Raw genomic sequence first — 20,177 nt, forward strand, 5'->3', positions numbered from 1 at the left:
TCTGAACTCCAATTTTGGAATGTATATCCTTCTCTCTCCGGTGGAACAGGTGTAGATGCATTTCCTCCCCATTTAACACTTTGTGGATTGCCAATAGTTTGATTTTCCCAATCTACATATTGAACCAAAACATTGTCATGAGCAATGCAATTAGCCGAACTGTTACTTCCACTTGTTCCTGCTGAATTTGACGCACTTACTGTTACTTTATATGTGCCTGCATTTCTAATAGAAAATGACACACTTGTTCCACTAATACTTGTTGATTGATTATATGCACTATTAGTAGTACAAATTAACTTAACATCATACCTTGTTGCTCCGGAAGATGCATTCCAACTTGCTGTAAGTGCATCACCTATTCCTAAATCAGATTTATTTATTCTAATATTTGTTGGAGCCTGCGGTGTTACATTAATATTATAAATGTAACTTTCATTCATTGGATTAACTGCTGCTGCTGACTTCCACCAACTCCATGAATTAGTTATTTTAAAATGTAAGTGAGGGCCTGTAGCTGCTCCCGTCATTCCAACCTTTCCTAATTCCTGTCCCATTTTTACATATGCACCTGGATATACATTTGCCGGAATGCTACCATATATCATATGCGCATATGAATAGTGTCTACCATCAACACCTTTTATAACAACACCTGTACCAAATTCATGACAATTATTGCATTTTCCATATTCTCCTAAATTATGGCTATCAGTGAACTTGTACTCAACAGTACCATCAATTGCAGATTTAATTGTGGCACCATATATATTACTGTCATTGATATCGATAGCATCATGCCAGCTAGTCACTCCTCTACTTAAGCTTGTATGACCTTCGACCGGCCATAATAAAGTCGTTGATGCCTTAACTTGTTGTTGATACGCAGGCATACTTGTTAAAATCATTACAAAAGTGAGTATAATTACCATTATTTTCCGTACTATTTTATATTTTTTCAACTAAATCGCCTCTTTTCTATTTTTCAATTTTCTTTATGCTATCTATGTCATATATTCCAAATGGTGTACAGTAATACGCTGAATTCTCCGTCATAGTTCCTTTTATTTTAACTTTTTTATTTTTATATTTTTTCCATTGTTTTTTATCTATATATACACATATTCTACTTTGAATAGGTGCATCATCGTACATATATGAATGCTCAACAACAAATTTAGGCTTAACATATAAAACATAATTAATCTGATATTCACCTCCATAATAATACTTAACCTTCTTTAATTTGCCTTTCATTGTTACATTGTCATTAGAACTGTATACACTCTTAACTTTCGCGTTAACACAATTACTGTTACCTGTATACCAAAGCATTCCCAAAATCATAACTAGAATTAACACTTTACCTACATTTTTTCTTTTCATATTTTCTCCTTTCTCAACACGTTAATTATTAAATTTCTTCCTTTGATATCCCACCCAACATTTACATAATTCTTATTAATATTTTACCATTTCCACCCACATCCATTTTTGCTATTTATGTCGTTTTCGTGTCGATTTTTGCACATTTTTATTCCAAATAAAAAAAGAACATTTATAAGTCATTATTAACTTACAAATGTTCTCTGCCTTTAAATTATTTATAAATATTTTTATATCTGTTCCTTGCTCCATTTTACAAAAGCTTCTTTAAAAATCGGCTGATATTTTCTGCTTATTGGAATCTTTTCATCATTAACCATAGTGCATAATTCCCTGATATATTTCTTTATGTAATTCATCGAAACCATAAAACTATTATGGCATCTTATTATGCTGCTATCTTCTATTAGTTCTTCTAATTTATTAAGTGGCAAATATGTCTCCCACTCCTCTTCTTTTCCATGAATAAAAGTGGTTCTTCCCTTTCTTTCTATGTAAACTATATCTAGATATTTTATTGCAATAAACTTATTTCTCTTTCCTTCAATTCTAAGAGTTTTCTGGTGTTCTTTCGTTTTATTAATCATTTTGATATAAATTTCAGGAAGCCTTTTTTCAAGTTCTGACTTTAAAACGAAATACAAATGCTCTGTTTGAAATATATCGGGTGCATATTCAAGATAATTCGTTAAATAAACAATATGACTTTGTGGTGCAAGAGCATTGATTTTCTTTGCAATATCTATTCCGTTATACTCTTCTGTTTCCATGTCTACATCGCAAAAAATCATTGTAGGTTCAATTTCACTCTTTTCTATATCATTTATTAATTTTTTTCCATCAGTATAAATAACCATATTCCAACTTGTACTATTAACTATATCTCTAAAAAATCTACATAATATGAATCTTGTTTTTTCTGCCTCGCTTTGGCAATCATCTAATATTACAATATTTTTGTTCATAAATTCCTCACCGCTTCTTTTAGTATATCCACTCTTAATATTTTATCATTTATTCAACAATATTCACTGCAAGTTATGTCGATTTCTTGTCGATTTATGTCGATTTTGTCTCTTTTTATTTTTAAAGAAAAAATATTTTTCTTTGTATTCGATTATAATTCTATTATTCAGTTTTTAATATAATATGAGTTTCATATATATTGTCCTGAATCTTTCTTTCCATTTTTCCATTATATCTTTTAGTGATTTCTTCAACAATTTCTAAACCTACTCCATGAGCATATTTATCCGACTTAGTTGTTACTCCTTTCTCTAGTATTTCCTTTTTAGTCGTTGAATTGTCTATAGTTATTAATATATTATTAGATTCATTTTTCATCTTGAACTTTATTTGTGTATCTGAATTTTCCTTTGCAATTGATTTACATTCTTCAATAGCATTGTCAAATAAATTCGATATTAAAGCTATTAAGTCAATTTCTTTAATTTTATCGTTATTGAATTTTTCTGCATCAATATCTAACCTAATATTCCATTTCTTACATTCATTATTCCTATTTATCAGTATTGAATTTAATATTGGATTGTCGCAAAAATATTCGTTTTTTAAATATCCATAATCAAAATTAACCTTATATGCAATATTTTCAATTTCTGCATTATCCCCATCCTGTGTAATCATATCATTTATCACATTCATATGCTTTTCTATGTCATGACGAAATTTTCTTGTCATTTCAATTTGATATTTTAATGTATTGTAATATTCCTTCATAACAGCATTTTCTATATTTAATATTTTATTTTCTTCCTTTATTTGTTTTTCCTTTCTCAGTCGAACAAGCCATGATATTTCATACATTATAAATATAAAACATATTATTAATCCTATTGATGTTATCATAACATTTCTTTTAGGCAACTCCCCAGCCGTTGTAGCTATAAATCCCCCTACGTTAAATATTATAACTATACCCCATAGCAACCATTTATATTTTAGCTTTTCTTTGCAAAAATTTTTGGTATATTTTACTATCAACTTTTTTAGGATTAAACAAATAAAAAGTGTAATCAGATTAATACTTAAGAAAATAATTACATTTTGTATAGACATCTTTAATTGCACCAACATTTCCCATGGTCTTTTAACGATTTTTGAAGATAATATAAACATACCTCCTACAAATGTTCCGGCAATTATTTGTGCTCCCATATCCGCAATAAAAATATGTAAATAATCTAAAGTGGTAATTATTTTCAAAGCTGATATGTATATAACCGTAGTTGCAAACATTATCAAAAGGATTACTATTGTTTTATTTGTTAATTCTTCATAGTAATACTGCACTATAACTCTAAACATATTTAATGGAAACATACTGGCAAAGAATATTGCCAAAAAGACTCTCTTTTGTATTTTATTTAATTCAAGAATATTTGAAATAAATATATACATTACAGCTATCACAAATATTTCATATATCGCACTATTAAAAAGTACAACATTTATGTTGCTTTCATTTAATAACATACTCTTCTCCTCTTGTAAAACATCCCAAATAAATAGTACTTATTGATTTTATCATACTTTCAATAAATAATCAGTACCTATATAAACAAAAAGATTCTCTTTAGTTTATATAAATTTGATTTACACTAAAGAGAACCTTATTATTTTTATCTATAAATTTTTCAATCCTACAATTTCCATTCCATACTTTCCATCTGTGTTTCTACCATATGATGATATATTCCACCATTTGCATCTAATTTTTCAGGTGTTCCTTCTTCAACAACAACACCATATTACAAATTTTCATTTTTATATCACTTTTTTACTATTAGCATAAACGTCTGTCTTTTTATCTCTCATAAAAATCATAATCATCTTCTAATTTAATTGACTTAGCATCCATTCTTTCTATTAGAATAAATCTCTGATTTTCTAAAAACATTATCAGTTCATCTATACTTCTTTCATCTCCCTGAACTTCCATTTCTACTGAGCCATCATACAAATTTCTCACCCATCCTGTAAGTCCTAATTGTCTTGCCTTATAAACTGAATAATATCTAAATCCAACTCCCTGAACTCTACCATAAAAAAATATATGTTTTCTAATTTTAACGTTCATAAATATTACACCTCATATTACTTTTAACTATATTTAACTTAAATTGTAATCCACTATAATTATTTTCTTTATTAATTATAAACTAAAAGCTGCCTACTTACCAATCAAACCTGTAAATAGACAGCTTATTTATTATAATATTTTTTATTATTCTTTTTCTCTTTCGTAATCTATAAACATTAGTGTAAATGCAAAAAATAAAAGTGCTGAGCAACATAATATTGCTTTCTCTGCAAATATTTTTATAAAGAGATTTCCTACTATAGCTCCACAAATAAAGCAAATAATAATTCCATAATATAATAAAGCTTTCTTTAAATTCTCAATATCTCTATCCTGTAAATAATTACATAAATTCTGAGTTCCACTTCTCATATTTCCAATGCACATTGTTGTGGCAATTCCGTTTCCTCTTATTTTTCTAAAGCTCTCGACCTGTATTCCACATGCAAATGATGTTAATGAATTTGCAAGCAGATTCATATTTTGTGGAAAGAATGCTACTCCAATTAATATAAGTGCTTCTACCAAAACTGCTGCCTGTCTCCAATGAAGTAAATTCAAATCTTTTTTATGCACAATCTCGGCTAACGCTATTCCTAATGCAAATGCTAATACAGGAAGAAAATATCTCATTGCCACTGAAAAATTTCCCTCAGATAAATTTACACCAAATAACAACATATTTCCTGTCTGTGCATTAGCAAATACCTGATCTCTTTCTATGTATGAGTATGCATCCATAAATCCACCTGTCACAGCAAGAATCATTCCAAGCCTGATTGTTTCTGACATTTGCTTAGTCTTGTTCATTTTAATCACTCTCTCCTGTAATATGTATTGCCCCTCCCTTCGGTCAGCGGCTATTCGTCGGAAACATTTATATAAAATGAACTTCGTTCATTTTGTTTCCTCCTATAATTGTAGTATTGTCCCTACCTTTTTGCGGCTAATTATTTATTTCCACATATATTCTATATTCATATGATGCTGTAAATATTTTTACCAAACACGATTATAGATATCTTATAAGCATACGTCAAGCCATATGCTTATACTATTTTGAAAATATCAATTAAAAATATCATTGAAAGGCCATAATATGTTAATACAGCTACTAAATCATTTACCGTAGTAATTAAAGGTCCTGAAGCTACTGCCGGGTCAATTTTTATTTTGTGGAAAAACATTGGTATAACCGTTCCTACCATACTTGAAATAACCATTGCAACAATTAAAGAAGCTCCTACGCATCCTGAAATCATAAATGAATTTAACCATCCATAGTTCTTAAATAAATGTATGTATACTCCAAGAAATGTAAGTGCCATTATTGCTAATAGTGCTCCATTTAACAATCCTATTTTCATCTCTTTTCCAAGAAGTCCTATCTTCTGTTTTCCTGTAAGATTTTCATCCATTAAAACACGAATTGTAACTGCAAGCGACTGAGTTCCTACATTTCCCGCCATATCTAATACCAAAGACTGAAAACATATTACTATTGGAAGTATTGCTACAACAGATTCAAACATTCCAACAACTGAAGATACTGCCATTCCGAGGAAAAGCAAAGCTATAAGCCATGGAAGTCTCTTTTTTGTACTTTTAATTACACTTTCCTGCAAGTCATCCTCTTCTGTCAAACCGGCTAACTTAGCATAATCATCTCCCATCTCGTCATCTACCATTTCAACAATATCTTCAGATGTAATAACACCAATTATAACTCTGTCTGCCGATAAAACCGGAATTGAATCTTCTGCATATTCAACTATGCTGTCTATACAATCTTCAATTTTTTCATGCCCATATACAAACGGATACGAATGACTGATCAAATCGTCTAACTTCGCATATTCTCTGGCAATAATTAAATCCTTTAAATCTATTGCTCCAAAAAATTTTTTATTTTCATCCATCACATATATTGTTGTAATGTTATCATTCTCTCCTGCCTGTTTTACCAATTCGCTCATTGCCTGACGGATTGTGAGATTATTGCTTATACATACAAAATTAGTTGTCATACAACTACCGATTTCGCTATCATCAAATGATAAAATCATTCTTACATCAGCAACTGCATCTCCATCTAACTTTTTTACAATCTCTTTTCTCTTTGAATCCTCTAAATGCTCAAGTACATCTACAGCATCATCAGAATCCATAAGAGAAATTACTTTCGCTGCGCTTTCTACTGATAATTCATCAAAATATTGTCTGGTGTTTTCTTCTAAATAGCTAAATATTTCAGAAATTCTTTTTGCACCTAAAATCGGATATAATTTTTTTCTTTCGTCTTTTGATAATTTTTCGAGTGCATCTGCGATATCATTTTCATGATAATTAGATATTTGTTCAAGTAATTCTTCTTTATCTAAATCACTTCTTATTAATTTAACAAGTTCTTCTACATAATTATTCTTTACAACTGTTTTTTCCATTTCAGCCTCCTTTTTATCTGCTTAATTTAAGCATAAAAAAAACACTACTTCAGATTTCTCTTAAGTAGACCGTTTAGTTACATTGCTGTGACATAAAGGCTTAAATCTGATGCAGTGTTATTAAAGGCGTATATTTATATTATGTAGCTAAATAAGTCTCATAGACAGCCACATATTTATATACCATTGCTCATCACTGCATATATGACTTCGCCCTGTACTATCGCAACTATCCATGAAACTCACCTCCGTTTACTTTCTTTTTCTCCGATATTCTAACACCGGATTCTGATAAATTCAACTTTCAAATAAATATTTACATAAATTTAACACATTCTTTTTATGATAATAATTTACATTTTACATTACTGATTTCTGCTGGGCAGAATAAATCGAAGCATTTCCATTAACTATGTACGCAACTGCACACACGATAACAAACGGTAACATATTTGTTCCTCCAAATACTTCTATTCCTATCATTATTGGTGCAATTAAAGTATTTGTCGCACTTCCAAATACCGCTGCATAACCAAGCGCACCACACACTATAGGAGATATTCCAAATAAGCTGCCTAAAGCCACTCCTAATGTTGCTCCTATTGAAAACAGCGGTGTTACTTCCCCGCCCTGAAATCCTATTGCTAAGGTTACAATTGTAAATAGCAATTTTAAAATCCAATCATAATAATATACTTCATTTCCACCTAATGCCTCTGATATAAGATTTGTACCAAGTCCTGTATATCTTCCTGAAAAAATAAATAGAAGGCATATTGCAAGTGGAATAGAAATTATACCGATTCGCATGTATGGATTTGCTATTTTTTCACTCATAAATATCTTTGATTTCTGTAATAATACAGAAAAAAGTCTTCCTACAATACCAAATGCAATTCCTAAAACAATTATAGCAATTCCATTTTTTGCATCCGTCATATTTATTGTCTGATTTAAATTGACTTCAAACTTTTCAAGTCCTAAAGTATGCGATGTGAAATAAGCGACAAATGCCCCTATCATTGCAGGAAGCATAGCTTCGTAATCCATATAGCCTGTAACTATTACTTCCATCGCAAAAAATATAGCTGTAAGTGGTGTCTGAAAAAGTCCACCAAATCCTGCTGCCATACCTGTTATAAGCATTACTTTACTATTATCAGGCATTTTTAATTTTTTTCCAAAAGCATGTGATAATGTTGCTCCTATCTGTACTGCCACACCTTCTCTTCCGGCACTTCCGCCAAACAAATGTGTTATCCATGTTCCAACCATTACAAGTGGTACAAGTGCTAACGGAATAGAATTTCTCTTTTGCTGCCTTGTTTCAAACACAAGGGTCATTCCTTTTAAACTAAGTTCATTAAACTTATGATACATCCATGTAATAAATAATCCGGCAATTGGTAAAAAAGGAAGTAAAAACTTATAATTTTTATTTCTAAAATCAGATATCTCTATCAATCCTCTTCCAAAAATTGTATCAATTATTCCTACAACTATCCCTACAATTATAGCCATTATTATGTACTTAAATACCAGTAATGTTTTTATTCCGACGTCGTTTTTATCTTTCTTTATGCCAATTTTATTTTCGGATTTCATTTTTCTTTGCTCCTTAATTTGCAAATTTTTTTAGTCAAATTTTGTCTCTCAATGTTTTGATTCATACGCATCAAAACACATTAAAATCTGTTCCTTGTTTACCTTTTCAAATGCAAGATTTTCAGGTATTTCATCTTTATCATATGTTAATCCTGCCTGAGCTATGCTTTATTGAATATTTATTCTTATATTAATTAAATTCTATTATTCTTCATTCTTTTCAATTCAGGCATTACTGTTGCAAGCATTGTAATAAAACACATACTTCCACCTATTACATTTGATATTGGTTCTGCCATAAACACACCATCTGTTCCCATATTAAATACATAAGGAAGTGTATATGTAAGCGGAGCTACAATAATTACCTTTCTTAGCAAAGAGAAAAATATTGCCTGTTTCTTTTTGTTTAATGATTTAAACACTGTCTGTCCTATGTACTGTAAATCCATAAATATGAATGCAGCAAAATATATTTTAAGTGCAGGCACTGCATCTTTAAATAATGTTTTATCAGAACTAAATATACCTATTATAAATTCTGGTTTTGTTATAATAATTCCCCACATAACAGCTGTATAGATAAGTACTAAGCACATCATTACTTTAATTGATTTCTTTACATTGTCTGCCTTCCCGGCACCATAATTAAAACTTAATATTGGCGACGCGCCCTCATTTATTGCATAAATAGGCGTTTCAATCATTTGTCTTGCACTTGATATAATTGTCATTACTGACACATATACATCTCCACCTGTAACAGATAAAACATTATTACAGCAAATTGAAACAAGACTATTTGTAAGTTGCATAATAAAGCCTGCCGTTCCAAGACTTACAATATTCTTTGCAAAATAAACACATTTTTTAAATTCATTCTTTCTAACAAACCTTATTTTATATTCTGTTCTTTTTCTCAAAATATAAAGTACAAATATTGCAGACATACACTGTGAAATAACCGTTGCAATTGCCGCACCTTCAATGCCCATGTCAAATACAAATATAAATATTGGGTCAAGCACTATATTCGCAATTGCTCCAATAGCAACTGATATCATTCCTGTAGTAGCATATCCTTGAGCATTTATGAAAGGATTCATTCCTGTTGAAAGCATAGATGGAATCGTTCCTATCATATAAATTATCATGTATGAATACGCATATACAATTGCACTGTCTGAAGCACCAAATAAATATAAAATTGGCTTTGCAAATAAAATTCCAACAGCCATTAAAATTATTCCACCAAAACAAAGCATGGAAAAAGAAGTATTCATTATAATTGCAGCTTTTTCATTTTCTTTCATTCCTCTTTTAATAGAGAAAATTGGTGCTCCACCACTTCCAAACAAATTACTGAAAGCTGTTATTATTATAATTATCGGAAAACACAATCCTACTGCTCCTAAAGCAGTTGTTCCTATTTTAGGAATTCTTGAAATATAAATTCTATCAACAATGTTGTACAAAAGACTTAAGATTTGTGCAATCAGCATTGGAATGGCAGCATTTAAAATATTACTTGTTATTTTTCCGTTTTCAAAATCTATTCGTTTCATAAAATAAAATTCCTGTTTTCTTCAAATTTTAATGTGTAATACTATTTAGTTCTAAAATAATTAGCATTAATCAATACATAAAAACTTAATTACTTTTAACCTAAATTTATTTTTCAATTTCTTTAAATATTAATACCGGCTTTGCATTTTCTTTATGCTCTCCGATTATTTTTTCCATCCAAACCATATTATACCATCTGTTAAACTTATAACCACATTTTTTAAACTCTCCAACAAATCTATATCCTAAATGTTCATGATAGCTTACACTGTTTTTAGTAAGATATTCATCTTCAACTTCAGGATATCCGATACATGCATATAAATTAGTAATATTTTGCTTTTTAAGTGCCTTTTCAAGCGTTTCATATAATTTTTTGCCACTCCCCTTATGTCTTGAATCTTTATCCATATATATTGTCATCTCAACCGCCCAGTCATAAGCTGCTCTATCTTTAAATGTATTTGCATATGCATATCCGATTATTTTTCCATTTTCTTCATATACAAAATATGGGTATTTTTCTGTTATTGTTTCTATTCTTTTTCTAAATTCATCTACCGTTGGTACATTATATTCAAATGTAATTGCTGTATTTTCTATATAATATGAATATATTCTTAATAATTCTTCTGCATCATCTAATCTTACTGTTCTAATCATTTTATTCTCCTGTAAAATATGTATTGCCCACGCCCTTCGGTCGGCGGCTATTCGTCGGAAACATTTATATAAAATGAACTTCGTTCATTTTGTTTTCTCCTAAAATTACTAACTATATTTATTTTTGTAAAACCGTGACATAATTAAAGAAAGTGCATTTGTCACCGCCGGTCCAAATTTCCAAAGATATTTTACTTTAGAAGTGGAACTTATAATAGTAAAATATCTTTGAAAATTCAGGACTGTTGCGAGTGGCAAGCAGCGAGATCGTTCTTTCTTTAATTATGTCACGATTTCACTTATAATTAAATTTTCAAATTATCATAAATACTTTTTTTCAAAATCTCTCCATTATCTTTTTCTAATACTCTTCCTATTCCATCAGAAATGAATATATTTCTTTCTTTTCCTTTAGTATACATTGCGTTTAGTTTCTCCCAATCAACTACACATATCGGTTGTATGATATTTTCTTCTTCTCCATTCGTTATTAATGTATCTTCAGATGCATACGGACCATAGTCCTCTAAAAAATATGCAAATACTCCTGAAATTTCTTTGTTATGGTCATTTTCAATTCCATATAATCCTATAAATTTAAACCTCTCTATTTTAGGTATAAACTTTTTTCTTTTACCATCTTTATCTAATCTTAAAAGTTCTTCTGATAATTCTTTATAGGCACATTTTCTATAAGTATCTATACTTAATCCTGTGTCAAATTCATCTTTTGGAACACTTTCATATGTCATATGGCCTCCGAAAGTATCATATATATGACTATTCTTTTTGACATTCCTTCCTTTTTTTATTTGTTTTTCTGTTTTATCAGTTAAAATAATTTTCCCATCAGGAAGTACAGCTACAATAATTGAAGTAGCATGTAAAAGAGGCGGATTTGTGTGTGCCTTTGTTCTATCTATTTTTCCTATTGTTAATATTTTATTGTCTTTTTGTTCTAAGATAGGTAAATATTCTATTACCATTTTATCCTCCACCATATATTCATAATTACAAGCATTACTTTTATTTGTAATAAACTCCTTGTTTTTATTCGTCATCTCTTCAATCAACAAAGTTCTAACAATTATCCAATACTTATACCTTTTTATGCTCATTATAACACACTTTCATTAATTTCAATTGCTAAACTCCTTCTTAAATTTTCCTCTTGACACGAGTCCGTAATCGGACTATACTTCTACGAGTACGAAATCAGACTTAAGTTTAAAGAAGAGGATGGTAAATAATGAAAACAGATAATTATCCAAATATGAGTCCTGCACTCATCGAATTTAATCATATCTATAAAGATTTTAATGATATTTATCATGATTTAGCAATTAAGCTTAATATGTCAGACAGCATTTTTGATATATTTTATTATCTTTGCGAAGCCGGCGACGGTTGTATGCAGCGCGATATTTGCCGTTCTTCATGTCTTCCTAAGCAAACTGTTAATTCATCAATCAGAAAACTTGAACAACAGGGCTATCTTACATTAACACCCGGAAAAGGTCGTGGAATGTATATTTATTTAACTGAAACCGGGAAGCAATTTGTTTCTGAAAAAATATATCCCGTCATAGAAATGGAAAACAACGCTTTTTCTTCTCTTAAAAATGAGGAATGTGAATTAATGCTTAAATTATACCGAAAATACAATTCTGCTTTAAGAAAAGAATTGTCAAAACTATAAGGAGATTATAATGCAAATACAATTATCAGATCATTTTACATTAAATAAATTATTAAAATTTGTTCTACCATCAATAATAATGATGATTTTTACATCCATTTATGGTGTTGTAGATGGTTTATTTGTTTCAAATTTTGTTGGGCGAACTGCTTTTGCAGCAATTAATCTTGTTATGCCTCTTTTAATGGGACTTAGTGCCATTGGTTTTATGATAGGTACCGGAGGTAGCGCCATTGTTGCAAAAACTCTTGGTGAAAATGAACCCGAAAAGGCAAATGAATACTTTTCATTTCTCGTTTACGCTACATTAATTGGTGGTTTACTATTCTCACTTTCAGGTTTCTTTTTCGTTAAACCTCTTGTAACCGCACTTGGTGCCGAAGGTGAATTACTTAATAATTGTGTTTTATATGCAAGAATCAGTTTTGCATCATTAACGTTTTTTATGTTGCAAAATGTTTTTCAAAGTTTTTTCGTTACTGCTGAGAAACCAAAGTTAGGTTTATTTGTTATTATAGCTGCGGGTGTAACAAATATGATTCTTGACTTTTTATTTATTGCTGTTCTTAATTTTGGTCTCGCAGGTGCTGCTCTTGCTACTGTTTGTGGTGAATGCATCGGTGGACTTATCCCTATTTTTTATTTTTCAAGAAACAACAGCAGTAAATTAAAATTAGGAAAAACACATTTTAATTTAAAAATATTGATTAAGACCTGCACAAATGGTTCTTCTGAGTTAATGACAAATTTATCAAGCTCAATCGTTAATTCAATCTACAATTATCAGTTGATGAAATTTGCCGGGGAAAACGGTGTTGCAGCATATGGAACCATTATGTATGTTAATTTTATATTTATTGCAATATTCCTAGGCTATTCTATTGGAAGTGCTCCTATAATAAGTTTTCACTATGGAGCTAAAAATGATAATGAACTAAAGAATTTATTTAAGAAAAGCATTAGTCTTATTGGCTCATGGGGTATTATGTTATTTGTAATCGCACAATTAATTGCAGGACCTCTTGCCAAATTGTTTGTCGGTTATAACGCTGACCTTTTTCTCATAACTAAACATGGTTTCCAAATATTTTGCTTTGCTTTTTTAATTAATGGCTTTAATATATTTGGTTCATCATTCTTTACTGCTTTAAATAACGGTTTAATATCTGCTGCAATTTCGTTTTTAAGAACGCTTGTATTCCAATTATCTGTAGTACTTATTCTTCCTATGATTTTGGGAATAAATGGTATATGGATTTCAGTAGCAATTGCAGAATTATTAACATTATGCGTAACTGTTACATGTTTAATTAGAAAAAGAAAAGTTTACCATTATATTTAAATATTTTTTACACATCAAAGTTTTCTTCTGGCCAAACCCTTATACAATGTTCTATGTTGGCAAAAAATATTCTAAGTTTATAATTGTAAATCCTAAATTTTCACAATATAGTCATATATAAAAATACGGATAGTCTAAGTTTATGATATGTGTTCTAAATTTTTACACATATCAATTGAAACCTGAATATCCGTATTTTTATTAATTTGTAATTATATCTTTTACATAATATTTTATTTTTAATAACTAATTACATTTTATTAAAACTATTTATTTGTAATCATTTATTAACTTACTTTCTTTACTTTTGAATAAGCACCGTATGTTACTTTGCCATCAATAAGTTTATAAGCTCTTACTTTAACATAGTATGTCTTTTTAACATTTATTTTCTTAACTGTCACTGTAGCTTTTGATGTAGTTACTGTCTTTGTTTTCTTAGCCACAAATTTCTTTGATGTTGAATATTTAATCTGATATCCTTTGACACCGGCCTGTTTTCTAATGGCAATCTTCATAGACTTCTTTGCTTTTTTAATCTTTGAAATCTTTGCTTTTGCCGGTGCACTTACAGTTTCTGTTGTAGGTGTTGTTACAGTAGATGTATTTGCTGTAGGTGTTTTGTCTGTTACAGGTGTTGTTACTTTTTTATTTGCAAGTAATTTATTCATTAATGAATCGTAAGCCTTTGCCAAATCATATGTAGCTTCATATGTTTCATATACATCGCTTCTGTCAACTTCTGTAGCCTCTGCATATTTATTTAACAATACATTTATCTTACCATTTGGATAAACTGTGTACTCGCTAAAATCAATGCTATCAGTTTTATCAATTAATTCATCTAAGAATTTATCAACGTTCTTATCCTCTAATGCAGGAACTGTAGATGGCTGTTTTCTTATGCTCTCTCCTGCTGTCTGTTCATAAGAATATGCAATTTCAATAAGCTTTTCTTCATTTCCATAACTTGTAAATAATGACATACCAAGTGGCATTTCTGTTTCATATCCATTATCCGGGTCAGTTTTAGCAAATCCCATTGGAATCATCATATCAGGTAATCCTGCTACAGGTCCAAAGTAATTTATATATGAAGCTGCATTATTTTTGTTGTTAGAAGTTGTTTCAATATCTGCCACATCTGTCTGTGATACATATGCAACTGCATCAATATCTTGCTCTTTCAAAATGTTAGAAATTGTTGTTCTGAAATTAACCATTCCATTCCAGCATGACTGCCAGTTTTCTGTAGTTCTTGGATTTGCCATTGTCGAAAAATCTTCAATTGGATTTCTAATACTTATATTAGTATAATCTTCTCCATATTTATAATTATTGATTAATTCATATGCAGTTTTAATAGGTGCTGCAGGTCCAAGCGATGCAAAGTATGTATCTAAATCCCATTCAAATACATTTGCATAAGGTGCTGCCTGTCTAAGAGAAGTAATAAGTGATTCAGGAATATACTGTGAAATATCTACTAATTCAGCGCCTCCTGCTTCCAAATTTTCCTTTGCTTTCTCAACCATGTCACTAATTTTACTGTCTAATTCTGTAGTTCTTTCACCCGCATCAGAATCATCATTTGCCACATAATATCCAAATGAATTTGACAAATAACCTATTTTCTTTCCTTTTAAGCCATCTGCTTTAAGTCCTGATTCATATCCGTTTGCAGGTTTTAATGAATCTGCATTTGCATCAACTGTATAACTGTCATTAGCATCTGTTCCCGCAATTGCTGTCATAATTGTTGCCAAATCTTCTGTGCTTCTACAAATAGGTCCTGTTACATCTCTATCTCCATTAAGCGGAACAACGCCATCAATTGATGTTAATCCTTTTGAAGGTCTTAAGCCATACAAATTAGAGAATGATGACGGACGTCTAATTGATGAACCTGTATCTGTTCCTAAACCTGCTGTTGCAAAATTTGATGTTATGGCAACTGCTGTACCTCCTGAAGAACCTGCTGCTGTTCTTTCTGTATCGTATGCATTATGAACAGCTCCTCCTAATGTTGAACGGGAATTTGAACCACTTGATGCAAACTCAGACATATTTGCCTTTGCTAATATAATTGCGCCTTCTTCTTTTAATTTTTTAACCGCATAAGAGTCATCAGGTGCAATTGAATCTTTCAATGCCTTACATCCTGCACTTGTCGGCATACCTTCAACATCGTAATTATCTTTTACAATAATTGGGATACCATGAAGTTTTCCTTTTATTTTTCCTGCCGCTCTTTCCTTATCTAATTCTTTTGCCTCGTCCAAAGCTTTTGAATTAATTGTAATAATAGAATTTAAATCAAGCGATTTATCGTATGCATTTATTCTGTCTATATACATCTGTACTAATTGCTCTGCAGTAAGTTCTCCTTTTTCCATTGCCGTTTCCAATTCACTAATGGAAGCATCCATTAAATCAATTGTAGTGAAAATACTTTCAAGTTTTCCTACTTCATTTGATGATGCACTTACTGTAGTTGCAACATCTGCATTTACTTTAACAGGACTAACAGTAACGCCGGGTATTGATGTTCCTACTAAAGCAATTGTCATCACAATTGTTCCAATACTTTTCTTTAACATTTCTTTTCTCATAGGCTTTTTTCTCCTTGTATAATATGTATTGTCGCATCACTTTGTTCAGCGGCTAATCATGGGAAACATTTGAAAGTAAACTTCATTTATATTTGTTTCTTTCATGATTTAATAACGAAAAAAATAAGACGTTTTTCATTACACAATGTGCAAATCCAAACGTCCTTGTTTGTCATTTATTTCGTTAGGCGGTACTATAACATCATATTTTTTAATTGTCACTAATTTTTCATACTTTTTTTACTAAATTTACTTATCACATTCCTAAATAAACTATCCCCTTTCAAAATTTAAAATATCAAAAAATTAAATAACTGTTTTAATTTATTTTTTCAACTACTACTTTGACTACCTGAATTATAACGGTTGGCACAAATGCTAATGCAATTATTTCAATAATTTGAATACCCGTTAACGGAGCAATCATAAACATTGAATGCATAAATTTTACAAAAATTACAAATCCAAGCATTAAAGTTCCGATAACAAATGCTGCTACACTCCATAAATTACTTTTAATTCCAATTTTAAAAATAGAACTTTCACTTCTACAATTAAATCCATGAAATAATCTGGCAAGTGTTAATGTTGCAAATGCCATTGTACTTGCAGTAAGCGGATTAATCTTATCCCCTATATAAAAAGCACTTAATGTTACAGTTCCTATTAATATACCGTAAACTATTAACTTTATAGATATATTTCGTGTAAAAATGCCTTTCTTAGGATTTCTTGGTTTCTTCTTTAATAATAAGTTATCAGATGGCTCCATCCCAATTGCAAGTGCCGGCAAAGAATCAGTAAGCAAATTAATAAATAGCAAATGAACCGGTTTAAATGGAACGTCTAATGCCATTAATGAACAATAAAGTACTACTAAAATAGCTGCCAAATTTCCGGATAATAAAAACAATATTGCGTTCAAAATATTTCTATATACATTCCTTCCATTTAAAACTGCTTTAATAATAGTTGCAAAATTATCATCTGCTAAAATCATATCAGCAGCGTCTTTTGAAACCTCTGTTCCTGTTATTCCCATAGCTATTCCTATATCCGCTTTCTTTAAAGCCGGCGCATCATTTACACCATCTCCTGTCATTGCAACTATATTTCCTTTGTGTTGCCATGCATCGACTATTCTTATTTTGTTTTCAGGTGATACTCTCGCATATACAGACACCTTATCTAATACATTTTCAAGCTCATCATCCGTCATTTCATCAACTTCTTTACCTGTAAGTGCCACATCTCCTTCTATATATATTCCTATAGATTTTGCTATGGCAGTGGCTGTTACTTTATGGTCACCTGTAATCATTATAGGCTTAATTCCTGCTTCTTTTGCTTTCTTTACTGCCTCCATTGATTCTTCTCTCGGCGGGTCTATCATTGAAACTAAACCTATAAAAGTATAACCATGCTCGCTTTTTGTTGATAAGCAATGGCACTCTTCACATTCCTTATATACAAATGCAAGAACCCTAAGTCCATTCTCCGAAAAAATTTGATTTTGTTTTATAATCTTTTCTTTGTCTTCTTTTGTTATTTTTCTGACTCCATTGCTTGTCGAAATATTTTCGATTCTATCAATTAAAACATCTACTGCCCCTTTTGTAAGAATCGTTGGTACCTTATGAATTTCATATTTGCTACTCATAAGTTTTCTTTCTGAGTCAAATGGAATTTCTTCTAATCTTGGCATCAAAATTCGTATATCTTCATCTGAAATTCCCATTTTATGCAAATCTGTTTTCTTAACCATTTCAAGCAAACAAGTCTCTGTAGGATCTCCAATATTATTTCCGCCCTGGATTGATGAATCATTATTTAAAATTGCATCATATAGCAAATACCTGTGTAACTGATTATTAACATCCAATTCTTCGGGAATAATGCATTGGCCATCTATATAAATCTGCTGTACAGTCATTTTATTCTGTGTTAGTGTTCCTGTTTTATCCGAGCATATTACAGAAACGCAACCTAAACTTTCCACTGCCTTTAATTCCTTTATAATTGCATTATCCTTTGCCATTTTTCTCGTTCCCATAGCCTGAACAATTGTTACTATTGAACTTAACGCCTCAGGAATTGCTGCTACAGCTAATGCAACTGCAAACATAAGTGAATCGAGTATTTTATTTCCCTGCCACAATGAAAGGCCAAACACAACAACACTTATTCCCATAATTATTAATGCAAGTTTTTTACTAAAATTATCAAGGCTTATCTGCAAAGGAGTCTTTTTGTCCTGAGTCATATTCATTAAATCAGCAATTTTTCCCATTTCAGTATTCATTCCTGTAGCAGTTACTAAAACATTTGCCCTTCCATAAGTAACAAGACTTCCTGAATAAACCATATTGCATCTGTCAGCTAATGATACTTCACTTTGAATATTTTTATCAAATTTATCAACATTCGTTGACTCTCCCGTAAGCGAGCTTTCATTTACCTGCAATGAATAATTTTCAATTATTCTTCCATCGGCTACAATCATATCTCCAGTTTCTAAAATTAAAATATCCCCGGGAACAACATACTTAGATTCTAATTCCTGTTTTATTCCATTTCTAAGGACTTTTGTTTTAGGTGCTGATAATTCTTTCAAAGAATCTAATGATTTCTCAGCTTTTACATACTGAACAGTCCCTAATATTGCATTCATAACTATAACTACTATTATTACAACTGTACTTTCTGAATTTCCTGTCATCATAGACACTACGGCGGCTATAATAAGAATAATTACAAGCAAATCCGCAAATTGTTCTAAAAACACTCTTGCAACACTTTTTTTCTTTTTTGAGATTAATATGTTTTCACCATACTTTTCAAGATATTCACTTGCTTTTTCATCATTTAGTCCCTTCGAATTTCCATACTCATTAAATAATTCTTCTTTTGTTTTTTGATACACTTCTTTCATAGCAACCTCCTGATAATAAAAAAGAGACCTTTTGTGCATAAACATTGCACAAAAAGTCTCGTTTAACTTACTTAAATTTAATTAATTATCAAATGATAATCTTATAAATCAAAAATAGTTATCTGACCTCCGGTTCTTATAGAACGTACTGACGAAAATCAGAACATGCATTGCATGCAACTACTCCCTCTCTGTTATAAAAAATTTATCATAATTTAGTATATGTGTCAATCAGAAAATATCCATATGTTTCGCCTAATTTTTGCTCTCTGTTTTCAAAATAATATTTTTCTATTGTATAACTATCTTTGAACTCTTCCAATCCTTTTAATCTTTTTATTCTGCGAATTTTAATTCCACATACATCGCATATCTGCTCAATTCCTGCTTCCACAATTATATTTGACACCCTTATTTCTTTTGGTGCTCCAAATCGAAAAATAAAACCTATCAAAACATATTTTGGCGAAAGATTCAGACTCTCCTGCATGTTAAGCATCAAAAAGCTATTTACCCCCTCATAACCTTCATAGACAACTATTCCATAACAATAGTAGCAACCTTACCTGAACCTACTGTTCTACCACCTTCACGGAATTATTTCATCATTGTCTGGTATATCTTGTTTTATTTTCGTTGTTTCCATTGTGTATTGTTGCTGTTTATGTTGTCATTATTTCTACTTGCGTGAGAAAATGACGACAGTTTGACGACACTTTCTTACTACTTATTTCCAATTGTCAACTTGGGATACCAAATGTACGATATAACTATGCTCTACTAACAACAAGCATATGAAAAAAGGCTGGCTTCATCAAAGGCGTT

Annotated in this window: 16 protein-coding genes; 2 read left to right on the top strand and 14 right to left on the bottom strand. The window is 30.6% G+C overall.

Annotation, left to right across the window (positions count from 1 at the left end; all coding sequences use genetic code 11):
* The 11 genes from ABMA45_RS08640 to ABMA45_RS08690 form a co-directional block, all read right to left on the bottom strand.
* Positions 1-962, bottom strand: a 962-nt coding sequence (locus ABMA45_RS08640; RefSeq protein WP_348030164.1) for a M23 family metallopeptidase, incomplete at its 3' end; no start/stop codon positions are given.
* A 16-nt stretch (positions 963-978) separates the two neighbouring features.
* Complete coding sequence (locus ABMA45_RS08645) at positions 979-1,386, bottom strand: hypothetical protein (protein ID WP_022089493.1); 408 nt, start codon at positions 1,384-1,386, stop codon at positions 979-981.
* 230 nt (positions 1,387-1,616) lie between these two features.
* Complete coding sequence (locus ABMA45_RS08650; protein WP_022089494.1) at positions 1,617-2,351, bottom strand: LytR/AlgR family response regulator transcription factor; 735 nt, start codon at positions 2,349-2,351, stop codon at positions 1,617-1,619.
* Between the two features lie 163 nt (positions 2,352-2,514).
* Positions 2,515-3,882 (bottom strand): sensor histidine kinase, encoded by a 1,368-nt coding sequence (locus tag ABMA45_RS08655; RefSeq protein ID WP_022089495.1) that lies wholly within the window; start codon positions 3,880-3,882, stop codon positions 2,515-2,517.
* Positions 3,883-4,213: 331 nt separating this feature from the next.
* Complete coding sequence (locus tag ABMA45_RS08660) at positions 4,214-4,486, bottom strand: acylphosphatase (protein WP_022089496.1); 273 nt, start codon at positions 4,484-4,486, stop codon at positions 4,214-4,216.
* Between the two features lie 147 nt (positions 4,487-4,633).
* Positions 4,634-5,299 (bottom strand): YoaK family protein, encoded by a 666-nt coding sequence (locus ABMA45_RS08665; protein ID WP_022089497.1) that lies wholly within the window; start codon positions 5,297-5,299, stop codon positions 4,634-4,636.
* A 239-nt stretch (positions 5,300-5,538) separates the two neighbouring features.
* Complete coding sequence (mgtE, locus tag ABMA45_RS08670) at positions 5,539-6,933, bottom strand: magnesium transporter (protein ID WP_022089498.1); 1,395 nt, start codon at positions 6,931-6,933, stop codon at positions 5,539-5,541.
* Between the two features lie 360 nt (positions 6,934-7,293).
* The gene (locus tag ABMA45_RS08675; protein ID WP_022089499.1) at positions 7,294-8,538 is read right to left on the bottom strand and encodes a chloride channel protein; all 1,245 of its coding nucleotides are present in this window, start codon (positions 8,536-8,538) and stop codon (positions 7,294-7,296) included.
* Between the two features lie 194 nt (positions 8,539-8,732).
* Positions 8,733-10,103 carry an MATE family efflux transporter gene (locus ABMA45_RS08680; RefSeq protein ID WP_022089500.1) on the bottom strand — a complete coding sequence of 457 codons (1,371 nt, stop codon included), beginning with the start codon at positions 10,101-10,103 and terminating at the stop codon, positions 8,733-8,735.
* Positions 10,104-10,209: 106 nt separating this feature from the next.
* Positions 10,210-10,767 carry a GNAT family N-acetyltransferase gene (locus ABMA45_RS08685; protein ID WP_022089501.1) on the bottom strand — a complete coding sequence of 186 codons (558 nt, stop codon included), beginning with the start codon at positions 10,765-10,767 and terminating at the stop codon, positions 10,210-10,212.
* A gap of 305 nt (positions 10,768-11,072) precedes the next feature.
* Positions 11,073-11,753 (bottom strand): hypothetical protein, encoded by a 681-nt coding sequence (locus ABMA45_RS08690; protein ID WP_022089502.1) that lies wholly within the window; start codon positions 11,751-11,753, stop codon positions 11,073-11,075.
* 263 nt (positions 11,754-12,016) lie between these two features.
* On the opposite strand from ABMA45_RS08690, the gene ABMA45_RS08695 reads away from it, so the two are divergent.
* Both ABMA45_RS08695 and ABMA45_RS08700 read left to right on the top strand, forming a co-directional pair.
* The gene (locus ABMA45_RS08695; protein WP_022089503.1) at positions 12,017-12,466 is read left to right on the top strand and encodes a MarR family winged helix-turn-helix transcriptional regulator; all 450 of its coding nucleotides are present in this window, start codon (positions 12,017-12,019) and stop codon (positions 12,464-12,466) included.
* A gap of 10 nt (positions 12,467-12,476) precedes the next feature.
* The gene (locus tag ABMA45_RS08700; RefSeq protein WP_022089504.1) at positions 12,477-13,808 is read left to right on the top strand and encodes an MATE family efflux transporter; all 1,332 of its coding nucleotides are present in this window, start codon (positions 12,477-12,479) and stop codon (positions 13,806-13,808) included.
* A 287-nt stretch (positions 13,809-14,095) separates the two neighbouring features.
* On the opposite strand, the gene ABMA45_RS08705 is transcribed toward ABMA45_RS08700, so the two are convergent.
* The 3 genes from ABMA45_RS08705 to ABMA45_RS08715 form a co-directional block, all read right to left on the bottom strand.
* Positions 14,096-16,420, bottom strand: coding sequence for an amidase (locus ABMA45_RS08705; RefSeq protein WP_022089505.1), 2,325 nt, complete (start codon positions 16,418-16,420; stop codon positions 14,096-14,098).
* 319 nt (positions 16,421-16,739) lie between these two features.
* The gene (locus tag ABMA45_RS08710) at positions 16,740-19,352 is read right to left on the bottom strand and encodes a cation-translocating P-type ATPase (RefSeq protein ID WP_022089506.1); all 2,613 of its coding nucleotides are present in this window, start codon (positions 19,350-19,352) and stop codon (positions 16,740-16,742) included.
* Between the two features lie 208 nt (positions 19,353-19,560).
* A complete protein-coding gene (locus ABMA45_RS08715; protein WP_347996435.1) occupies positions 19,561-19,854 on the bottom strand; it encodes a DUF6930 domain-containing protein in 294 nt (97 codons plus the stop codon).
* Between the last annotated feature and the right edge of the window lie 323 nt (positions 19,855-20,177).

The sequence above is a fragment of the Eubacterium sp. CAG:156 genome, assembly GCF_000434315.1.
GTDB classification, from domain to species: Bacteria; Bacillota; Clostridia; order Lachnospirales; family Lachnospiraceae; genus Eubacterium_U; species Eubacterium_U album.

Coding starts and splice junctions, on each gene's coding strand:
- ABMA45_RS08645 (WP_022089493.1), bottom strand. CDS start 1,386: ATGAAAAGAAAAAATGTAGGTAAAGTGTTAATTCTAGTTATGATTTTG.
- ABMA45_RS08650 (WP_022089494.1), bottom strand. CDS start 2,351: ATGAACAAAAATATTGTAATATTAGATGATTGCCAAAGCGAGGCAGAA.
- ABMA45_RS08655 (WP_022089495.1), bottom strand. CDS start 3,882: ATGTTATTAAATGAAAGCAACATAAATGTTGTACTTTTTAATAGTGCG.
- ABMA45_RS08660 (WP_022089496.1), bottom strand. CDS start 4,486: ATGAACGTTAAAATTAGAAAACATATATTTTTTTATGGTAGAGTTCAG.
- ABMA45_RS08665 (WP_022089497.1), bottom strand. CDS start 5,299: ATGAACAAGACTAAGCAAATGTCAGAAACAATCAGGCTTGGAATGATT.
- mgtE (WP_022089498.1), bottom strand. CDS start 6,933: ATGGAAAAAACAGTTGTAAAGAATAATTATGTAGAAGAACTTGTTAAA.
- ABMA45_RS08675 (WP_022089499.1), bottom strand. CDS start 8,538: ATGAAATCCGAAAATAAAATTGGCATAAAGAAAGATAAAAACGACGTC.
- ABMA45_RS08680 (WP_022089500.1), bottom strand. CDS start 10,103: ATGAAACGAATAGATTTTGAAAACGGAAAAATAACAAGTAATATTTTA.
- ABMA45_RS08685 (WP_022089501.1), bottom strand. CDS start 10,767: ATGATTAGAACAGTAAGATTAGATGATGCAGAAGAATTATTAAGAATA.
- ABMA45_RS08690 (WP_022089502.1), bottom strand. CDS start 11,753: ATGGTAATAGAATATTTACCTATCTTAGAACAAAAAGACAATAAAATA.
- ABMA45_RS08695 (WP_022089503.1), top strand. CDS start 12,017: ATGAAAACAGATAATTATCCAAATATGAGTCCTGCACTCATCGAATTT.
- ABMA45_RS08700 (WP_022089504.1), top strand. CDS start 12,477: ATGCAAATACAATTATCAGATCATTTTACATTAAATAAATTATTAAAA.
- ABMA45_RS08705 (WP_022089505.1), bottom strand. CDS start 16,420: ATGAGAAAAGAAATGTTAAAGAAAAGTATTGGAACAATTGTGATGACA.
- ABMA45_RS08710 (WP_022089506.1), bottom strand. CDS start 19,352: ATGAAAGAAGTGTATCAAAAAACAAAAGAAGAATTATTTAATGAGTAT.